This is a genomic window from Shimia sp. R9_3, from assembly GCF_017743755.1.
In the GTDB taxonomy this organism is placed as follows: domain Bacteria; phylum Pseudomonadota; class Alphaproteobacteria; order Rhodobacterales; family Rhodobacteraceae; genus Shimia.
Map to the genome: position 1 here is coordinate 122,914 of NZ_JAGHRP010000004.1, position 18,648 is coordinate 141,561.

At 58.6% G+C, this 18,648-nt stretch carries 23 protein-coding genes, 1 tRNA gene and 1 other RNA gene; 13 read left to right on the top strand and 12 right to left on the bottom strand.

Going from position 1 to position 18,648, the window contains the following annotated elements; translation table 11 throughout:
* Window positions 1-54: 54 nt before the first annotated feature.
* The 9 genes from J7412_RS11965 to J7412_RS12005 form a co-directional block, all read right to left on the bottom strand.
* Window positions 55-1,482 (bottom strand): deoxyribodipyrimidine photo-lyase, encoded by a 1,428-nt coding sequence (locus J7412_RS11965; protein WP_209078863.1) that lies wholly within the window; start codon window positions 1,480-1,482, stop codon window positions 55-57.
* Between the two features lie 68 nt (window positions 1,483-1,550).
* Entirely contained in the window at window positions 1,551-2,774 is a 1,224-nt protein-coding gene (locus J7412_RS11970) for an aminotransferase class V-fold PLP-dependent enzyme (RefSeq protein ID WP_209079109.1), read from the bottom strand.
* 80 nt (window positions 2,775-2,854) lie between these two features.
* The gene (locus J7412_RS11975; protein ID WP_209078864.1) at window positions 2,855-3,271 is read right to left on the bottom strand and encodes an HIT family protein; all 417 of its coding nucleotides are present in this window, start codon (window positions 3,269-3,271) and stop codon (window positions 2,855-2,857) included.
* 123 nt (window positions 3,272-3,394) lie between these two features.
* Complete coding sequence (locus J7412_RS11980) at window positions 3,395-3,838, bottom strand: hypothetical protein (protein ID WP_209078865.1); 444 nt, start codon at window positions 3,836-3,838, stop codon at window positions 3,395-3,397.
* A 201-nt stretch (window positions 3,839-4,039) separates the two neighbouring features.
* Entirely contained in the window at window positions 4,040-5,032 is a 993-nt protein-coding gene (gene acuI / locus J7412_RS11985) for an acryloyl-CoA reductase (protein WP_209078866.1), read from the bottom strand.
* A gap of 105 nt (window positions 5,033-5,137) precedes the next feature.
* Window positions 5,138-6,241: a dimethylsulfoniopropionate demethylase gene (locus J7412_RS11990; protein WP_209078867.1), complete on the bottom strand. Its 1,104-nt coding sequence runs from the start codon at window positions 6,239-6,241 to the stop codon at window positions 5,138-5,140.
* The gene (locus tag J7412_RS11995) at window positions 6,232-6,747 is read right to left on the bottom strand and encodes a DinB family protein (RefSeq protein ID WP_209078868.1); all 516 of its coding nucleotides are present in this window, start codon (window positions 6,745-6,747) and stop codon (window positions 6,232-6,234) included. The genes J7412_RS11990 and J7412_RS11995 overlap by 10 nt, the downstream gene beginning before the upstream one ends.
* Window positions 6,747-7,451: a DUF1326 domain-containing protein gene (locus tag J7412_RS12000; protein WP_209078869.1), complete on the bottom strand. Its 705-nt coding sequence runs from the start codon at window positions 7,449-7,451 to the stop codon at window positions 6,747-6,749. Before J7412_RS12000 ends, J7412_RS11995 begins: the two co-directional genes overlap by 1 nt.
* A gap of 2 nt (window positions 7,452-7,453) precedes the next feature.
* The gene (locus J7412_RS12005; protein ID WP_209078870.1) at window positions 7,454-8,257 is read right to left on the bottom strand and encodes a DUF2182 domain-containing protein; all 804 of its coding nucleotides are present in this window, start codon (window positions 8,255-8,257) and stop codon (window positions 7,454-7,456) included.
* Between the two features lie 81 nt (window positions 8,258-8,338).
* On the opposite strand from J7412_RS12005, the gene J7412_RS12010 reads away from it, so the two are divergent.
* The 12 genes from J7412_RS12010 (at window position 8,339) to J7412_RS12065 (ending at window position 16,325) form a co-directional block, all read left to right on the top strand.
* Window positions 8,339-9,085 (top strand): FadR/GntR family transcriptional regulator, encoded by a 747-nt coding sequence (locus J7412_RS12010; RefSeq protein WP_209078871.1) that lies wholly within the window; start codon window positions 8,339-8,341, stop codon window positions 9,083-9,085.
* A 111-nt stretch (window positions 9,086-9,196) separates the two neighbouring features.
* Window positions 9,197-9,682: a twin-arginine translocation pathway signal gene (locus J7412_RS12015; protein WP_209078872.1), complete on the top strand. Its 486-nt coding sequence runs from the start codon at window positions 9,197-9,199 to the stop codon at window positions 9,680-9,682.
* 1 nt (window position 9,683) lies between these two features.
* Window positions 9,684-10,316 carry a ferric reductase gene (locus tag J7412_RS12020; protein WP_209078873.1) on the top strand — a complete coding sequence of 211 codons (633 nt, stop codon included), beginning with the start codon at window positions 9,684-9,686 and terminating at the stop codon, window positions 10,314-10,316.
* Between the two features lie 77 nt (window positions 10,317-10,393).
* A complete protein-coding gene (locus J7412_RS12025; RefSeq protein WP_209078874.1) occupies window positions 10,394-11,041 on the top strand; it encodes a TenA family protein in 648 nt (215 codons plus the stop codon).
* A 108-nt stretch (window positions 11,042-11,149) separates the two neighbouring features.
* Window positions 11,150-11,499: a transfer-messenger RNA gene (ssrA, locus tag J7412_RS12030) on the top strand.
* Window positions 11,500-11,728: 229 nt separating this feature from the next.
* A complete protein-coding gene (locus J7412_RS12035; protein WP_209078875.1) occupies window positions 11,729-12,160 on the top strand; it encodes a nuclear transport factor 2 family protein in 432 nt (143 codons plus the stop codon).
* Between the two features lie 51 nt (window positions 12,161-12,211).
* Window positions 12,212-13,468 carry a chromate efflux transporter gene (gene chrA / locus J7412_RS12040; protein ID WP_209078876.1) on the top strand — a complete coding sequence of 419 codons (1,257 nt, stop codon included), beginning with the start codon at window positions 12,212-12,214 and terminating at the stop codon, window positions 13,466-13,468.
* A 79-nt stretch (window positions 13,469-13,547) separates the two neighbouring features.
* Window positions 13,548-14,018, top strand: coding sequence for a ClpXP protease specificity-enhancing factor SspB (locus J7412_RS12045; protein ID WP_209062642.1), 471 nt, complete (start codon window positions 13,548-13,550; stop codon window positions 14,016-14,018).
* 152 nt (window positions 14,019-14,170) lie between these two features.
* Window positions 14,171-15,565, top strand: a complete 1,395-nt coding sequence (fumC, locus tag J7412_RS12050) for a class II fumarate hydratase (RefSeq protein WP_209078877.1) — start codon at window positions 14,171-14,173, stop codon at window positions 15,563-15,565.
* Window positions 15,566-15,695: 130 nt separating this feature from the next.
* Window positions 15,696-15,833: a hypothetical protein gene (locus J7412_RS12055; protein ID WP_209078878.1), complete on the top strand. Its 138-nt coding sequence runs from the start codon at window positions 15,696-15,698 to the stop codon at window positions 15,831-15,833.
* Between the two features lie 76 nt (window positions 15,834-15,909).
* Entirely contained in the window at window positions 15,910-16,095 is a 186-nt protein-coding gene (locus J7412_RS12060) for a DUF4169 family protein (protein ID WP_209078879.1), read from the top strand.
* Window positions 16,092-16,325, top strand: a complete 234-nt coding sequence (locus J7412_RS12065) for a ribbon-helix-helix domain-containing protein (RefSeq protein WP_209078880.1) — start codon at window positions 16,092-16,094, stop codon at window positions 16,323-16,325. Before J7412_RS12060 ends, J7412_RS12065 begins: the two co-directional genes overlap by 4 nt.
* A gap of 70 nt (window positions 16,326-16,395) precedes the next feature.
* Here J7412_RS12065 and J7412_RS12070 read toward each other — a convergent pair whose 3' ends face one another.
* Window positions 16,396-16,806: a SufE family protein gene (locus tag J7412_RS12070; RefSeq protein ID WP_209062633.1), complete on the bottom strand. Its 411-nt coding sequence runs from the start codon at window positions 16,804-16,806 to the stop codon at window positions 16,396-16,398.
* A gap of 128 nt (window positions 16,807-16,934) precedes the next feature.
* Between J7412_RS12070 and J7412_RS12075 the strand changes: the two genes are divergently transcribed.
* A complete protein-coding gene (locus J7412_RS12075; protein ID WP_209078881.1) occupies window positions 16,935-17,441 on the top strand; it encodes a hypothetical protein in 507 nt (168 codons plus the stop codon).
* Between the two features lie 90 nt (window positions 17,442-17,531).
* On the opposite strand, the gene J7412_RS12080 is transcribed toward J7412_RS12075, so the two are convergent.
* Window positions 17,532-17,607, bottom strand: a tRNA-Ile gene (locus tag J7412_RS12080).
* Between the two features lie 35 nt (window positions 17,608-17,642).
* On the bottom strand, window positions 17,643-18,575 hold the full coding sequence (locus J7412_RS12085; protein WP_209078882.1) for a LysR family transcriptional regulator: 933 nt from the start codon (window positions 18,573-18,575) through the stop codon (window positions 17,643-17,645).
* Between the last annotated feature and the right edge of the window lie 73 nt (window positions 18,576-18,648).

Below are 18,648 nucleotides of genomic sequence, written 5' to 3' on the forward strand. Positions count from 1 at the left end.
CTCTTAGCGTGGTCTGAATCCTAGGCGCAGAAACCGCCTAGCGGCAAGAAATTATTAAGCTTTGAAAGCCTCATAGGCGGCCAAGGCCCGTGCGCGCCCTTCTGGCAGGCTGACAATCGGCTGTATCTGCGGGCGGCCAAAACCGGCCTGCCAACTGAGCGGCATCGCCTCAAAAAACAGCTGCGCAGTCGCGCTGCCCGCACCGGCCTCATGCGCCAGCCAGCGGCGGCGATAACGCTGGTCGGGGTCAAATTTGTCGGCCTGCGTGTCTGGATTGAAGATGCGAAAATAAGGCGCCGCATCCGGCCCGCAGCCAGCCACCCATTGCCAGCCCATGGCGTTGGAGGCCGGATCCCAATCCACCAGACAGTCCTCAAACCATTTCAGGCCAAGCTTCCAGTGGATGCGCAGATGTTTGGTCAGATAGCTGGCCACAATCATGCGCGCGCGGTTGTGCATCTTGCCGGTGATGTAGAGCTCGCGCATCGCGGCATCCACCACCACCACCCCTGTGCGCCCCTGACACCAGGCCTGAAAATGCGGATGCTCCGGATCCTCGATCCAGTCAAACTGATCCCAGCTCTCGCGCCAGTTCGCCTCCGGCAGCTGCGGAAAATGCCACAGCAAATGCCAGGCAAACTCACGCCAGACGACCTCTTTGAGGAAATGCTCCGCACCCGCCGCACCACTCTGAAGCGCTCGCTGGCCACCGTGCCACATCTGCGCCGGGCTGATCTCCCCAAAGGTCAGCGCATCAGACAGCTCAGAGGTCGCCGCCTGATCCAACTGGTCCCGCGCCTCTTTGTAATCCGCGATTTTTTCTCCCAGAAACCGCGCCAGAGTTTCCTGAGCTGCAGCTTCGCCAGCGCTCACAAACTGCGCCACCACAGCGCCGCCGCGGCGCATGCCAGCCGAAAGACCCCAGTTTTCCAAATCGTCGCTTTCAGGCCAAGCCTGAGGAGCTGTCAGCTCTGGCGCCGCAAGCGGCGCCTCAACAAAGCGCCCCCGCACAGCCTTCCAGAACGGCGTATAAACCCGATAGGGCATGCCCTGCCCGGTCTCCACCGTCCAGGGCTCAAACAAAAGCGTGCCAGCAAAGCTTTGCGCATCAAGGCCTGCGGCCTTTAATGTCGCTTTGACCTCAGTGTCCCGCGCCACCCAATCCGGCGCATGGGCCCGGCTCCAATGCACCGCATCTGCGCCGGTTTCCTCTGCGATCTCTCGGAGTATGTCCGCTGGCGCGCCACGGCGCAGGATCAGCCGCATTCCGTGCGCGTCCAGATCCTGCGCCAGCGCCCTTAACGACATCTCAAGCCGCAGCTTTGACGCTGCCCCCAGTCGCTTGACTGCGTCGTCATATACAAAGACAGGCACCACATCGCCGCGTGCGGCCGCAGCCGCAAGGCCAGGGTTGTCGCACAGCCGCAAATCGCGCCGGAACCAAAAGAGAGTGGTGGCTTTGGAGTTTTGGTTCTGGGCCAAGTCTGGTTGTCCTATCCCGTATGTTTCTGAGTTTACGGGATTTTACAGAGAGTGGATCACACGAATTTTCACAAAACCGCGTCCAGCGCGTCAATCAGCCGTGAGACCTCCTGTTCAGAGGTGTAATGCACGAAGCTGACCCGCAAAACGCCATGGGTCACATCCACATTCATACCCTTCAGCGCGCGCACCGCGTAGAAATCTCCGCCCCCCGCCATGATGTCATGCGCCGCCAGCCGTTCGGCCAGGGCAGCACCGGGCGCTTGGGCAACCATTGCAACGGTCGGCGCGCGGTTTTTCGCATCTTTGGGCCCCAAAAGACGCACCGAATTGCGCGTGGAGGCAAAATCAAGAAGCGGCTTTAAGAGCTTGATTTCATGATCTCTCATCAGATCATGCACCGCTGACCCCGTGGCCGCTGCGGTGCTGCCCATCACTCCGTGGTGGGCGGCCAGCGCCTCAAAATAATCCACCATTCCGGCACAGGCCGCAACCTGCGCGTGGTCCGGACCTGCCGGTGTGAACCGTTTGTAGAGTGTGCCCGCGTTGAAGTAATGCGCCTGATTGGGCAACAGCTCCCCCAGCGTGCGCCGGATCACCATGATGCCCTGATGCGGACCATAGGTCTTGTAGCTGGAGAAAAGGTAGATATCAGGCCCCATCGCGCCCACATCCGGCAACCCGTGAGGCGCATAGCTCACGCCATCGACACAGACAAACGCCCCCGCCGCATGCGCAAGCGCCGTGATCTCGGCCACCGGATTGATCTCTCCAATCACATTGGAGCAATGCGGAAAACACACCAGCCGCACGCGATCATCAAGCAGCGCGGACAGCGCCTCAAGGTCCAGATGCCCGCTTTCAGGATCAATGCGCCATTCGCGCACCTCGATGCCCTCATCCGCCAGACGCCGCCAGGGGCCGCTGTTGGCCTCATGGTCCTGGTTGGTGACGATGATGGCATCGCCCGGGTCCATCCACTGGCGAAAGGCCTGCGCAAGAACATAGGTGTTTTGCGTGCTGGACGGGCCAAAAGACACTTCGTCGGTGTCCACGCCCATCACAGCGGCAAGGCGCGCACGGGCCTCATCCATCTCCGCTCCCGCCAGCTCTGAGGCGCGGTAAGGCGCATAGGGCTGCACCTTACGTTCCCGATAAAACCGTGAGAGCCGCTCGATCACTGGCGCGCAGGTGTAGCTGCCCCCGGCATTCTCAAAAAACGCCTGACCCTTCAGCGCATCCTCACCAAAGGCCGGGAACTGGCTGCGTACAAACTCCACATCAAGCATCAGGGCTCTCCACTTTTGATTGCGTCAGAGAAGAGCCTTGATGCGGGGGAAGGTCAAGCGGGGATGCACCCCGACAAAACAGATTAAGCCAGCGTGGCCCGTATCTTATCGGCCTGCGCCTTCAGCACGTCAAAATCGGCCATGGTGCCCGGCGGGCGCACGCCCACGCCCTCATGGCGCGGCAACACATGATAATGCAGGTGGAACACCTCCTGACCGCCCGCAGCCTCATTGAACTGCTGAACGGTCACACCATCCGCCTCAAACGCCTTCATCACCGCATGGCCCATCTTCTGCACCGTTTTCAGACAGGCGGCGAGCTGTTCGGGTGTTGCGTCCAGCATATTGCGGCACGGCGTTTTGGGTATCACCAGACAATGGCCATCCGCGCGCGGCATGATGTCCATAAATACATAGGTGTCTTCATCCTCATAGAGTTTCTCGCTCGGGATTTCGCCCCGCAGGATTTTCGCAAAAATATTGTCGCTGTCATAAGACATGGCCACGCCGCTCCGCTGTGGTGGTGTTCGTTGGCCGCCAACGTGCCTCTGCCACCCCCCGAGTGCAAGCCGATTTGCAATCGTGCGTGCCGTGGGAGATGAACAGAAAGCCGCGTGGACGGATCAGAAGCTCATACGCGCATCTGCCGCCATCATCGCATGCGCCATGGCACCGGGTTTGGCGACACCCACACCTTCCAGAAGGATCTCCGGCCCCTGCCCCAATCCCGGCAGATAAAGCGCGCAGACCTCAACCTTTGCACCGGGCATGGTCATGATCTTCTGCATCAGCCCCTGCGGGCTCACATCCATAGGGGGTTGCCCGGCAGTGGCGCTCTCCGGCGCATCTTTCAGCGCCAGGTCACCGCCCGCATCGCACAGCAACACATGCGGAGCCGCCCCCTCTTGCGCCGCCTGAAGGGTCAACACCATCGCCATCAACTGCGTCTGCGGTGCGGCCTCGGTCAGAATGGTCACGAGCTTTGGCGCCTCCTGCGCTGTCGTATAGCCAGCACAAAGGCAAAGCGTGGCGGCAGCGGTCGTAAGGTGTGTTTTTAATCGGGTCACAATGGCATCCTTTCATCCAAAAATCAGACAGATGCCCGCAAAGGGATAATGCGGAGACATCTCTGGATGTCACACCACCACAAAGCTATCTCCGCGCCTTTGATCGAAATCATATACATTCCTTTTTATGAATGTGATTCTCCTCAGAAAAGAAAAGGCACCCCCGAAGGGATGCCTTAAAACGTTCACGCTCAGTGTATGTCAGGCGTTCACATCCACCACAACACGCCCCTGAACCTGACCTTTCAGAATATCGGCGCCCAGTTGCGGCAGATCCGATAGGCTCGCTGGCTTCACCATTGCTTCCAGCTTCTCCATCGGCAGATCTGTGGCGATCCGTTGCCAGGCCCGCACGCGGTCCTCATAGGGGCGCATCACAGAGTCGATACCAAGGAGGTTCACACCTCGCAGCAGGAAGGGGATCACGGTCGCAGGCAAACCAGCGCCGCCCGCGAGACCAACAGCGGCAACCGAGCCGCCGTATTTCACCTGACCCAGCACACGGGCCAGCATGGCGCCGCCCACGGCATCAATACATCCCGCCCAGGTCTCGCTTTCCATGGGGCGCTTGATGGTCTCGTTCAGCTCTTCACGCGCCACAATCTGGGTCACGCCCAGCGACTTCAGATAGTCCGCTGTCTCCGGACGCCCGGTGACACCGGCAACCTCATAGCCAAGGTTGGCCAGGATCGCCACAGCCACAGAGCCGACGCCCCCTGCCGCACCGGTCACCAGAACCGGGCCTTTCTCAGGTGTAACACCGTGATCCTCAAGCGCCATCACCGACAGCATGGAGGTAAAACCCGCCGTGCCCACAGCCATGGCCTGTTTGGTGCTCAGCCCTTCCGGCAGCGGCACCAGCCAATCGCCGTTCACGCGCGCTTTCTGGCCGTAACCGCCCCAATGGACCTCACCCACGCGCCAGCCGGTCAGCACAACCTTGTCGCCCGGCTTGTAACGCTCATCCTCAGAGCTCTCCACGGTGCCGGCAAAATCGATGCCTGGCACATGTGGATAGGCGCGCACCAGACCGCCGCCTTTGGGGGACAGGCACAGCCCGTCTTTGTAGTTCACCGTGGAATATTCTACCGCAACGGTCACATTTCCTTCGGGCAGCTGGCTCTCGTCCAACTCCTGAATGGCCCCGCTGGCAAGACCATCCTCGCCCTGCGTCATCACCAATGCCTTAAACATCTCATCTCTCCTAACTGTTGCGCCAAACGCCCTAGGCGCATGTCATTTCAGGTTTCTCATTCTCAAAATATCCCCGCCGGAGACATCCAACCTCCGCCGCAGGTGTCAGCTCCAGAAAGCTTCCCAGACCGTGACCGCACGCACCCCATCCGGTGTCAGTACATCCAGCTCGGTACCGCCATTCCAATGGGTCATGCGCACCATGCCGATGGCCACATTGGTGTTAAAGTCCGGCGACCAGGCTGCACTGCTCACATTGCCCACATGCTGATCTCCATCCATCACCGGCCAGAGCCGGTCACAAGGCGGCACGGCCTCCCCATGGATTTCAATCGGCCGGTTCTGACGCACCGGCCCTTCCTGTGCCACCCGCAACAATGCATCGCGCCCGACACAGCCAATCGCGGTATTGGTGTTACAGAACCGCCCAAGCCCGCATTCATGGGGCGTGTTGTCGTCAGTCATGTCATTGCCATAGCTCAGCAATCCACCCTCAATCCGTTCAATCAGATTGGGACAGCCCGCGTGCACATCCAGATCCTTGCCCGCCTCCATCAAGGCGTTCCACAGGGGCATGCCAATGTCGCTGCCTTCCACGTAGATCTCAAACCCGCCCTGTTTGGAGTAGCCCGAGCGCGCCACCACCAGATTGCGGCCCTGAAAATCAAACCAACCGAAGCGGAAGAATTTCACGTCGCGGATCTTGTCGCCAAACACCCGCGCCATCAGCTCTTCGGCCTTTGGGCCTTGCACCGCCAGAGGGCTCACATCCGGCTCATCCACCAGCACGTCCAGACGATAACCATAGGCAATGCCCTTGACCCAGAACAGCAAATCACTGTCGGCAATCGAAATCCACCAGCGGTCTTCGGCCAGTTTCACCGCCACCGGATCATTCAGCATCCCGCCGGTCTCATCGACAATCGGCACATAGAAACACTGCCCCGGCAGCATCGAGCGCAGATCGCGTGGGGTCAGCATCTGCATCAAGCGCCCGGCATCAGGTCCGCGCAGCTCAACCTGCCGCTCCACAGCCACATCCCAGACTTGTACGGCAGTCTTGAGGTGACGGTAATCTTCCTCAACCGAGCGGAACACCGTCGGCAGAAGCATGCGGTTGTAAACCGTATAGGCTTTCACACCGGCCGCTTCGACACCGTCAGAGAACGGCGTGCGGCGCAGGCGCCGGGATGGAGAAATCAAAGCCATGTCGCGCCCTCCGGCAACAAAGCCACATCTGTATCGCCGGGATCATGTCCAATGCTGGTCAGCATGGCATGGATCTGGCCACGGTGATGGGTCTGGTGGTTAAAGAGCTGCACCACACATTGCGCAACCGGTTTTTGCATATCCGCATTCAGCATTTGGGCGTGCCATTTCAGATCACCTTCCAGTTCCTCCGCACGCAGCGCCTCGGCCCACGCTGCGATCCGCCGGTCCACGGCCAAGCGCTCCTCAGACCAAAGCGCATAGGTCGCACAGAGCTCCGCATGCTGCTTGGCGGGCACTTTGGGCCCTGCGCCCCCGTCCAGACGGCTGATCCACAGGGTATCGCCCCACAGAATGTGGTTCAGCGTCGCCATGATCGAGCCAAAAAATGCCCCGCGATCCTCGCGCAGCTCTGCATCGCTCAACGTGTCGCAAACACTGCGCAACTGACTGTTTTGCCAAGCATTATAACGCGCCATCATCTGACAGTACGCAGGCGAAATCATTACCGCGGGCCTTTCCAGTCAATTGGGCAGATCTCTGCAGATTTGCCGCCAAAGTCCCAGACCCGGCCAAAGTCGCGCACTTTGGATTTTGTGCCCACAGCAGCAATGATGTCCGGCCCCATCCAGTATTTGGAGTTGGAAATCATCACAGGATGATCCGGGCTTGCGCCCTCCAGCATCTCCACCTCACCCTGAATTTTGCGCCCCACATAGAGCGCACGCTTCTTGCCGTCGCGAATGATGTCGACCTTTTCACGCTCTGCGGAGAAGATGTCGCTCACCAGCATGGTAAAGAGGCCCGTGGTGCCGCCCGCTTGACCCGAGAAAATCTGCAACAGACCGTTGTAAGCCTTGCCGCTGGCGCGCTCATCCACATAGGCCGCCACACGCCAGTCACCCTCGGCCATCTTGCCCGGGATATAGACCATCAGGCCCACATTAAGCCCGCTCAGGTCTTCGCCCTCATAATGCCCCTCATCAATGGCAATCGCCATCCAGGCCTTACAGTCGCCTTCGGTGGGCGGATGCTGGCCCAGCGACACCACGCAAGGACAGAAGACGGTGCAGGAGCAGTTCAGGATCAACTCGCCCTTGATCGCCCATTCCGTCGGCGTCATCTTGCGGCGCTTGGGGTTGCTCATCCGGTTGTCGATCCGCTGCGACACCGGCAGTTTTTCTGCGTCAGGTTTACGCTCCAAAGCCATGTTTATCCTCCATAAAACAAGCTTGGCATGGCGATCAGAACGCCACCCCCAGCAATCAGCGCCACGCCCATGGGTTTGGTCACCCGATGGCCAATCTGTGGCAGTTTCTCAAGCACCATGAAAAGCGTGGCGAGGCCCATCCACAACAGGCTCATCACGCCGCCGACAAAACCCAGCGCCATAAAGCCCCAGCAACAGCCGACACAAAACGCCCCAAGCCCAAGCCCCATGCGCAGCCCACCGTCAAAACCGGTGCGCCAGTGGCCAAGGAAATAGGTCATCGGGCTGTGGCACACGCCATGGCACACCTCTTTGGCACGGGTGAACTGAAACGCGCCCACGACAATCAGCAGACCTGCTGACACCCAGGGGCTTTTCGCAATGCCGAGCATGTCCACCACGCCGCCAAACAGCAGAGCAAGCTGCACTCCAGTGATCACTGCCGCAAAGGCCACCCAGACAATCAGATAGCCCAGCAAAACACCAACCCAGCCGCCCCAGCTGCCATCCGCAGAGGTCATCAGGCGCTGATAATTGGTCAAAGTGGGCACCATGGTCGGCAGCATCATCGCCGCCATCATCACCGCCCACATCACAAAAAGCGGGCCGAAATTCGCCATTGGCATATACATCGGCATGCGCGGATCCATCGCCGCCATTCGCGCGCCCATCTCGCCAGGGCGCCCGATCAGATCCACGTCCATCGACATGGCCATATCGTACATGACCCACCATGCAGCCAGAATGGCGGCAAAGAAACTAAGCCATAAAATGCTTCTTACGGAAAGAAAATCAAAGCGCGACATCTCCCCTCCCTTGGCGACTCGTGCATTTCCCTATTTAATGTCAGACAATTGAAGGTGCAGCAAACATTAAATGTCAGACAAATGAAAATTGACCCCAAAAGCTCCGCCGACCTTTCGGCGCAAATCGCCAAATCGATCCGGGACGCCATCATTTCTGGGGAGATGATCGTGGATGAGCGCCTGCCCTCAGAGGCGGAACTGGCAGATCAGTTTCAGGTCTCCCGCCCCACAGTGCGCGAGGCGCTCAAACGTCTGGCCGCGCAAAACCTGATCCGCACACAGCGTGGTGCGTCCGGTGGGGCCTTTGTGCGCAGGCTGTCTTATGACGAGGCCTTTGCCCAGCATATCACAACCAGCACGCTTTTGCTCTCTATGAATGCGGTGGATTTTGAAACCGCCTGTGAGGCCCGCTTTGCGCTGGAGCGCGCCTGCGCACCCCTATCAGCAAAACGCCGCACGCCGGATCATCTGGCCACGATGCGCGCCGAAATTCACCGTCAGGCCCAGCCCGGCCTGTCAGACGAGCGGTTTTGCGATTCAGATGTGGCCTTTCACCGCGCGCTGGTGGATGGGGCCTCTAATCCGGTGCTGTCTTATCAACTGGCCGGCGCAGTTGAGGCGATGCAGCCTCTGATGAACATGATCACTTTCACCCAGCGCAACCGCGATGTGATCATCGGTTTGCACACCCGCATCGCAAACGCTCTGGAGGCGCAGGACGGCGCCGCCGCAGACACCGCGCTGGCCGAACTCACGGCCTACACCCTGACACTTGGAGAAGAGGCCATGGCCGCCCGCGCCGCTGCCAAGGCGCAATCAGAACGATAAGCCATCTCCTGCCTTTCCAAGGCAGCTCACGAATTTGTGTGCACTCCCTTTTCGGAGCTGTGGCACACTTTTGAGGACCGCACCTGTTCTTTCCGAGAAAGGAGCCACCTCATGAATGCCCCCTACTACAACCGCCGCCGCTTCTTTATCGGGGCGGGCCTTGCTGGCACAGCACTGGCGGCAGGCCTTGTGTCCCCCGCGCAAGCCGCAGGGCTGAAACCCACCCAAACCATGCGCGGCGGCTCAAACAACTACCGCCCCAACGCGCCATTGGTGGATCGTCTCGGCTCAGGTTTCATTGTCTCCGGCACCGTTCTGCGCGCTGGAAACGGCGCACCGGTCGCCAACACCCGCATCCAGATCTGGGCCGCAACCACGCTTGGCGGAGAGCGAGAGCCGCGCAATCACGGCTCGGTGCTGACCCGCGCGGACGGCACCTACAGTCTGGAGATGGAGCAGATCGTGCCAAACTTCGGAGAGCCGCATGCCCATCTCGCCTACGACGACGGTGCGTATAAAACGCTCTTCCTGCGCCCGGTGATGCCAAGCGCGCAAGACACCTCGCTCACCGTCGATTTTGTGCTGCAGCCTGCCTAGCATGGCAGAAGTGACAGAGAAGCCCATCGCCACGCCCGGAAAGGCCGCACTCATCTGGAGTGCGCTTGGCATGGCCTTGCTGTTGCCGCTGATCATAGCCTCCCAGAGCCCCTATCTCGCCTATCGCAACCTCGCCTATATCCTGGCCGGGTTTGCGGGCATCATCGCGCTGCTGCTGTTTTTTGTGCAACCTTTGCTGGCAGCCAATCACCTGCCCGGCCTGCGCCCGCGCAGCGCCCGCCTCTGGCACCGCGCCACGGGCAGCCTGATCCTGATCGCCGTGGCCGTGCACATCGGAGGTCTCTATCTGACCAGCCCGCCGGATGCTTTGGATGCGCTCCTGCTGGTCGCTCCAACGCCATTTTCCGTCTACGGCGCGATTGCCTTCTATGGGCTGATCGTCACAGCGCTGCTGGTCACGCTGCGCCAGCGCCTGCCGCTGCGGTTTCTGCATTGGTCGATCCTGCACAACACGCTGGCCCTGATCATCGTGATCTCCACCGTGGTCCATGCGCTTCTGATCGAAGGCACCATGGGCACGGTCTCAAAATGGCTCACCTGCATGGCGGTGCCTGCCATCACCCTCTGGGTGCTTTGGGACGTTCGGGTGCGCCGCCCGCGCCGTCGCCGCTAAAACCTGCTTGCGGTTTTCCGCATCAAACGCTTTTCTCCGCCAAAACGGGCAAAACGCCCAACGGACAGGAGACCCCCATGCGCCCCACTGATCATCTGCGAGAGCTTGCCGGAGAAGACTGGATCGCCGCCACAACCCACCCGTTTTGCGCAGAGCTTGCAGAGGGCACATTGGATCTGGACAAGATGCGCTGGTATCTGGCGCAGGACTACCAGTTCATCGACGGCTTTGTCCGGCTCTTGGCCAGCGCCATTGCCCATGCGCCGTCACTCGCTGATTCTGTTCCAGCGGCGCAGTTTCTGGCTTTGGTCACAGGTCCGGAAAACACCTACTTCCTGCGCTCCTTTGAGGCGCTGGGCATGGACGAAGCCGCCCAGACCCCGCCGCCTGCTGCCCCCACCGAAGGTTTCATCGCGCTGATGGCAGAGGCCGCGGCCTCCAGCCGCTATGAGCTGATGCTGGCGGTGCTTGTGGTCGCGGAATGGGTCTACCTCAGCTGGGCCAGCCCGGTGAACCCGCCCAAAGAGGATCTGCCGTTCTATTTTGCCGAGTGGATCACCCTGCACGCAGGCGAAGGCTTCGAAGGCGTGGTGGACTATCTGCGTGGCCAGTTGGATGCGGTTTGGGCAACATTGTCTGATGAGGCCAAAGCCGAGGTTGAGGCGCTGTTTCTGCGCGCTACCAAACTGGAGCGCGCCTTCTGGGATGCGTCCTACGCGGCCTAATTGGCCAGCGGCGGCGCAACGTACGGTCGAATAACACAATTCAGCCGACCGAAATTCGCACCGCCGCGATACAGCCGCAATACAGACGCAGAAAAAACTCGTTAACACCCGCTTGCACAGGCAACGGCTCCGGACTATCTAAAGGGTGTCTCCTCGGGGACTATGGACATAAACGCGCTTGTAATAAACGGATCGGACCCGGGGGCGGTACCCGGCGTCTCCACCAAACATCCTTCATTTGGGGATCATGGGGACGAAATAGGATCGACGGACGTCTAAAGAAGTTAGCTTTGTCTCGGCTGTCTGCCACCGTTATCGGCGAAAATCGTACAATTGCAAATGACAATCGTGCACCGGTAGCAGTCGCTGCGTAAGCAGTGCCTAACACCGAACTCTAAGCCCTGACGCTTGCAGCTTCAGGCGGGGTTCGCAGGTACCTGGCAACAGAAACCTGCACTTAAGTTACGTTAAGACACTACCCACAAAACTGGCGAGAGCTTTGGAATCCAACGTGAAATTGGTTAACAGCTCAACCTTGGCGAGTGGTTACTAATGAATTAGATCTCAAAAAGCGGCGTGAGGTGCAAAAAACACATTTTCGCCACCTTTTGATCTAATTTTTTAACCTTTCACTTACTCTTTAAAACCTAGCGTGGTTGTGGGGATAACAAAGTAGGGTACGAAACAATGACTGTGGACAAGCAGCAAATCATCAAGGACTGGTTTCGTCGGGTTTGGATCGAACAAGATATGGACGCCATCGACGAGATGTTCCGCCCGGACAGCACTGCCGAAGGGGTACTGCCCGGCTTTGGCGTTGGCCCTGACGACTTCCGGGAAATGGCGACCATGTATCTGGCGCTCGTCGAGGATCCGATCGTGACCGTGGACAAGGTGATGGATGATGGCGATTGGGCCGCAGCACTCTGGACCATGAGCATCGCCAACCCGACCGGCGGGGACCGCATCAAAGGCTTTGGCCAGCTTTTCGTCCGCTTTGAAGGCGAAGTTATGGTCGAAGCCTATAACAACTTTGATATGGTTGGATTTTTCCAGCAGCTCGGCCTTCTGCCAGAGCAAACCATCGCACTCTGCCTGACCGGACAAAAGGTCGCCTAAGACTGAAACGAATCTCTTGCATCTGTGACCCGCGTCGCTAGCCATGAGCGCATGTCACAGACGCCGCTTCTTTCCGATCTTTTTCGCGTTTTTGGACGCATAGGTCTGCTGTCCTTTGGGGGTCCGGCGGCGCAAATCAGCTTGATGCATCAGGAACTGGTCGAGCGTCGCCCCTGGCTTGAGGAACGCGAGTTCCTTGGCGCCCTCTCCTTTTGCATGCTTTTGCCCGGCCCTGAGGCCATGCAGCTCGCAACTTTCTGTGGCTGGAAGCTGCGCGGCACTCTTGGCGGCCTCATTGCTGGCAGTCTGTTTGTCCTGCCCGGTGCGGCGCTTATCTTCTGCCTTGCAGCCGGTTACGCCGCTTATGGCAACTTGCCTCTGGTCGCTGCCGCCTTTGTGGGTGTCAAAGCCGCCGTGGTTGCGATCATTCTGCAAGCGCTGTTAGGTTTGTCACGCAAGGTGCTGACAAACAAACTAAATACCGCCGTTGCACTGGCAAGCTTTCTGGCGCTTTTCTCAGCTCTCATGCCTTTTCCGGCGGTCATTCTCATCGCTGCGGCAATCGGCTTTCTGATCCCGTCCAAAGACAGCACACATGTCGCGGCAAGCCCGACACCATCCAGCGGCAAGCCCATCACAACGTCGCTCAAGGCCATTCTGGTCTGGGGCAGCCTTTGGGCCGCTCCCGCACTCTTTCTGTGGATGCAGGGAGGCTTCTTAAAAGACGTCGCGCTGTTCTTTTCAAAACTGGCGGTCGTCAGCTTTGGCGGTGCCTATGCCTTGCTCGCTTACATGGTGCAGACCGTGGTGCAAGACTTCGGCTGGCTGTCGACCGATCAGATGATGGATGCGCTCGGCCTTGCCGAAACCACTCCCGGCCCGCTGATTCTTGTCACACAATTTGTCGCAACCCTTTCCGGCGCTTTGCAGGGCGGACCATGGCTCGCCTTCACCGCAGGGCTGACAGCGCTCTGGTGCACCTTTATCCCTTGTTTTCTATGGATATTTGCAGGTGCCCCTCATGTTGCGCGCATCCTATCCGAGCCACGCCTCAGCCACGCCCTCAGCCTGATCTCCGCAGCCGTTCTTGGAGTGATCCTCAATTTGAGCCTGTGGTTCACGCTCAATCTGCTGTTTGGAGAAACCGTGCAAACCGGCTTTGGCCCCCTGCCCGTTCTAACGAGTTTTGACCCGCAATCCGCGCTGCTTTGCGTCCTCGCAGGCCTCGCTCTGCTCACCCTTCGGTTGCCACTCATCACAACACTGTTTATCAGCGCCGCAAGCGCGACAGCTTTGGGTTGGATATGATGCACTTTTTGACATGCATCATCTTTCGTTTCCCGCTCAATGAGCTATTGTCGGAATTGTAGACCATCGGAGCTAGCCCATGTCCGGAACCATCGACTACGGAAACCTTATGCACCGCGCGATGCGCAGTCTGATCCAGACGGTTCTGACCGACGTGCAATCCAATGGACTTCCGGGCGAGCACCACTTCTTCATCACCTTTGACACACAGCACCCGGATGTGGAGATCGCCGAATGGCTGGCAGACCGCTACCCCGGCGAAATGACCGTGGTGATGCAGCATTGGTATGACAATCTCACAGTCTCAGACGAAGGGTTTGCGGTCACGCTGAACTTCGGCGATTCACCTGAGCCTCTCTACATTCCCTACAACGCCATCAAGACCTTCGTAGATCCGTCCGTTGAATTTGGCCTGCGCTTTGAAACGCAGGAGGACGAGCTGGAAGATGAAGAGCTCGACGAGCTGCCTGAGGAAATCAACCTCGAAGAGATTGTCGAAGAGCCCCGCAAAGACGCCGAAGTTGTCTCACTGGACAGTTTCCGCAAGTAAGGCCTCACCGCGCCAATCGTCGCGGGCTTGGCCAAATTGCACCAGTTTGCTTGAAGTTTCAGGGCTGCGTTAGCGGTATCCCACGGTATACTGTATTGCACTTTGGCCCCATTCCGCTATGACACTCCTGACATATTTTACCGGAGGTCACGATGGCAGATACCCGCACCGAAACCGACAGCTTTGGCCCGCTGGAAGTTCCTTCTGACAAATATTGGGGCGCACAGACCCAGCGTTCTATCATGAACTTCCCAATTGGCTGGGAAAAGCAGCCGGTCGCCATCGTGCGCGCGCTTGGCGTGATCAAACAAGCCTGCGCCATGCAGAACAAGGCAACCGGAAAGCTGGAAGAGAAAATCGCAGACGCGGTGATCCAGGCAGCCTCCGAAGTGGTTGCAGGCAAGTTTGATGACAACTTCCCGCTGGTTGTCTGGCAGACCGGCTCCGGCACCCAGTCCAACATGAACTCCAACGAGGTGATCGCAAACCGCGCAATCGAAATTCTTGGCGGCGTGATTGGCTCCAAAGACCCAGTGCACCCCAACGATCACTGCAACATGGGTCAGTCCTCCAACGACACTTTCCCAACCGCAATGCATATTGCGGCCGCAATGACCGTGCGCGATGTGCTCCTGCCCGGCCTCAATAAATTGGCCGAAGGTCTTGAGGCGAAAGCCGAAGAATTCAAAGATATCATCAAAATCGGTCGCACCCACACCCAGGACGCAACTCCGCTCACCTTGGGCCAGGAATTTGGCGGCTACGCCCACCAGATCCGCCAGGGCATCGCACGTGTTGAAGCGGCGCTTCCGGGCATCTACGAGCTGGCACAAGGCGGCACCGCCGTTGGCACCGGCCTGAACACGCAGAAAGGCTGGGGCGAAGCTGTGGCGGCCAACATGGCCGAAATCACCGGCCTGCCCTTCGTGACTGCGCCAAACAAATTCGAAGCACTTGCGGCCCATGACGCAATGGTCTTCATGTCCGGCGCGCTCGCCACTGTTGCTGGCGCAATGTACAAAATCGCCAACGACATCCGCTTCCTCGGCTCCGGCCCACGCTCCGGTCTGGGCGAGCTGATCCTGCCGGAAAACGAGCCAGGCTCCTCCATCATGCCGGGCAAAGTGAACCCAACACAGGCCGAAGCGATGACGCAGGTCGCCGCGCATGTGATGGGCAACAACGCAGCGATGACTTTTGCCGGGTCTCAGGGCCACTTCGAGCTCAACGTCTACAACCCGATGATGAGCTACAACCTACTGCAATCCATGCAGCTTCTGGGTGACGTGGCCGACAGCTTCACCGAGCGTATGCTCAACGGCATCAAAGCCAATGAGCCACGCATCGACAAGCTGATGAAAGAGAGCCTCATGCTGGTGACCGCTCTTGCCCCAACCATCGGTTATGACAACGCTACGACCGTTGCCAAAACCGCGCATAAAAACGGCACCACCCTCAAAGAGGAAGCCATCGCGCTTGGCTTTGTGGACGCGGAAACCTTTGACGCCGTTGTGCGCCCGGAGCAGATGATCGGCCCCAAGGACTGATCTCTCAGGCTCCACTAAACAACAAGGCGGTCCATCTCGGGCCGCCTTTTCTTTTGGAAATGTCAAAAATCAGCGACGGAATTCAACGCCGCGCCCGTATCACCTCCATATCCTGATCAACGAGCGCCCTATGAAACGTCAATTTCTTCCCCCACTCTTTCTGCTGATCATCTTTGTGCTTGGCGGCCTGTCCCTCGCCTCTTCGCCGGTCTTTGCCACCGATGGCGGCTTGGCCTGCGCAACATCTCTTGATGTGATGGGTCTCTGAAAAGCTTGCAAAAAGCGTTTTGGATCAAATGCAAAGGCCTCTATGCAAATCAGGCACGCCGCGATACCTTGGGTCCATGGCCGAGATTATCAACCTGAACAAATTCCGCAAAGCGCGCGCACGCGCCGACCAAAAAGCGCAGGCAGAGGAGAACGCCGTGAAATTCGGACGCACCAAGGCGCAGAAGCAATTGGAAGAGGCGCAGGCGGATAAATCCGAGCGGGATCTGGACGGCAAAGAACGCAGCAAAGATCCGGAATGAGCCGCCCTCAAAAACGCTCGCTGACCCTGCGCGGCCACCGCACGAGCGTTTCCCTGGAAGAAGATTTCTGGCGCGCCTTCCGAGAGATTGCCGAGGAAAAATCAATTCCAATCAACGAATTGGCAGCGCAAATTGATGCAGATCGAGACTTGGAAACGGGCCTTGCCACAGCCATTCGCCTCTACATTCTCAACCACTATCGCAGCAAATCGCAGCACGCCGCGCTTTAGCCCGCAGGCTTCCTCTTGCCCAAAATATCCCCGCCGGAGGCAGCGCCCTTTTTGGGGCGCTTTCAAGTGATCAGGCCGCTTCACCGGCCACAAGACGGATACGTTCAATCATCGCGCGCAACCCGTTGGAGCGTTGCGAAGACAGATGCTCATTCAGCCCCAGTCGCTCCATTTCCGCGCGGGCATCTACTGCCAAGACCTCAGCCAGCGACAGCCCGTTGTAGAGTTTGCGCAACACCGCAATCAGACCGCTCACAATCATCGCGTCGCTTGCGCCCTCAAAGCTGAAAACACCGTCTTCGATCTTGGGATGAAGCCAAACCTGACTGGCACAGCCATCCACCTTGGTCGCCGGAACGCGCAGCGCCTCATCCAGCGGGGCCATATCTTTGCCCTGCTCGATCACATAGCGATAGCGGTCTTCCCAATCCTCGATGAACTCGAAGTCTTCGACAATGTCTTCAAACGCTTGCGCAGCCATAGGGTCGGCTCTCCTTCTGTCTGTCTTTCACCTAAGTGGACAGTCACAAAAGGTCCAGCCCCGCTATCCATGCTTTTCAAGCCAATACGAATAGGATAACCCATGGTGTCAAAGAATGAGGCTTATCGATGCGCACTCCAGTCCTGATTTTGCTGACCTCCACCTTGGCTTTGACCGCCTGTCAATCCCGCCTCAACCCGGTCAACTGGTTTGATGGCAGCGGCAAAAGCAACCAAGTCGTGGAAGGCAACCCTCTGATTCCCGATGCGGAGGAAGAAGGCGGCCGCTCGATCTTTGCCCGCGACGAGATTGTCGCCTACGTCGGGCAGCCGGTTACGCAGGTCTCCAATGTCGAAGTGCACCGCGTGACCGAGGGCCAGCTTGTTATGGCGGTTGGCGTCTCTTCTGTGCATGGCACCCATGATGCCCGCCTGATTGCCCGCGACGGTGGCGTCGAAGGCGGCGTTCTGACGCTTGATTTTCTGGCGATCCCCCCCGAGAACCCGATCCTTGGCGGCTCGGATCTGACACGTGAGATCACCACCGCGGTGGTTCTGACGGATCAGCAGATGGCAGGCGTGCGCACCATTCGCGTGGCTGCAGCAAACAACACCCTGGATCGCCGCGCACGCTAAAGGCGCGGCAGCTAACATCCTCACGTCAAAGGCATTTCGCCTTTGGCAGAGATTTTCTGTGTCAGATGTTTGGGAGAGACAGGCGGTGTTTGGTAGGCCCGGCAGGATTTGAACCCGCAACCAAAGCGTTATGAGCGCTCTGCTCTAACCGTTGAGCTACAGGCCCGCCTGATGCTTGGTTATGAAATGCCAAAGACGGCGTCAAGCGGTCAGTTTGTTATTCGTGTTCGCCGCGACCGCCTGCCTGTGGATCGCGGCCAATTTCGCAACAAACGTATTGATCACCAGCTCGACCTTGGAGCCTGGAATGATCCGCGTTGGCGTCACTGCAAACAAATCTTTTGTCGGCGCAGCAAAGCTCGGCAGAATCTCTTCATACACGCCGTCATCCAGCTCTTTCTGGATCAACATGCGCGCAACCCGCGTGTAGCCAGCCCCTGATTTCACCGCTTTGAAAATGATGTCGGGATCATCCGCAGTGAAACCGATCCGGACCGGAGCCTGATATTCGATCCCGTCCCGCGTCACTGAAAACGAGCCCAGCGATTTGTCCTCATGGTGCTGAATGAACTTGAGCCGCTTGAGGTCTTCAGGCTTCTCCGGCCGCCCATGCTGATCCAGATAGCTCGGGCTTGCAAAAAACACCGTCTCCAACGCCGCAATCTTCCGGCCGTAGCCTGAAGTTTCACCCAGCTTTCCAGCACGAATGGCCAGATCATAACCTTCACGCACCACATCCACAAAACGGTCTTCCAGCTTCAGCACAATATCCAGCTCGGCATGTTCGTTGCCAAGACCGATCAGAACCGGCCCAAAAACCTCGCGCCCGAGAAAATGCCCCACGCTGATCCGCAAGGTTCCCGCAACCTCGCTGCCAAGCGCATCAAGCTCCGCCAGCATCAGATCATGGCGTTCAAGCAGCTTCAGCGCATGTTCCCAGACCAGCACCCCTGCCCGCGTCGCAGAAACCCCATTGGGTGAGCGGTGCAAAAGCTGTTGACCCATGGCCGCCTCCAGCTGCCTGATCTGCTGGCTCACCGCAGACTGGGTGAGCCCCCGATGCTGCCCCGCCGCAGACAAGCTGCCCTCAGCAATTGCGCTCACAAATGTTTCCAGCAGTCCCAGACGATCCATGGTATTAGCACCTCTTATATCAACTATCAGGCGCAGCCCGGTACTGCACCATATTAGCAATGCTATTTCATCA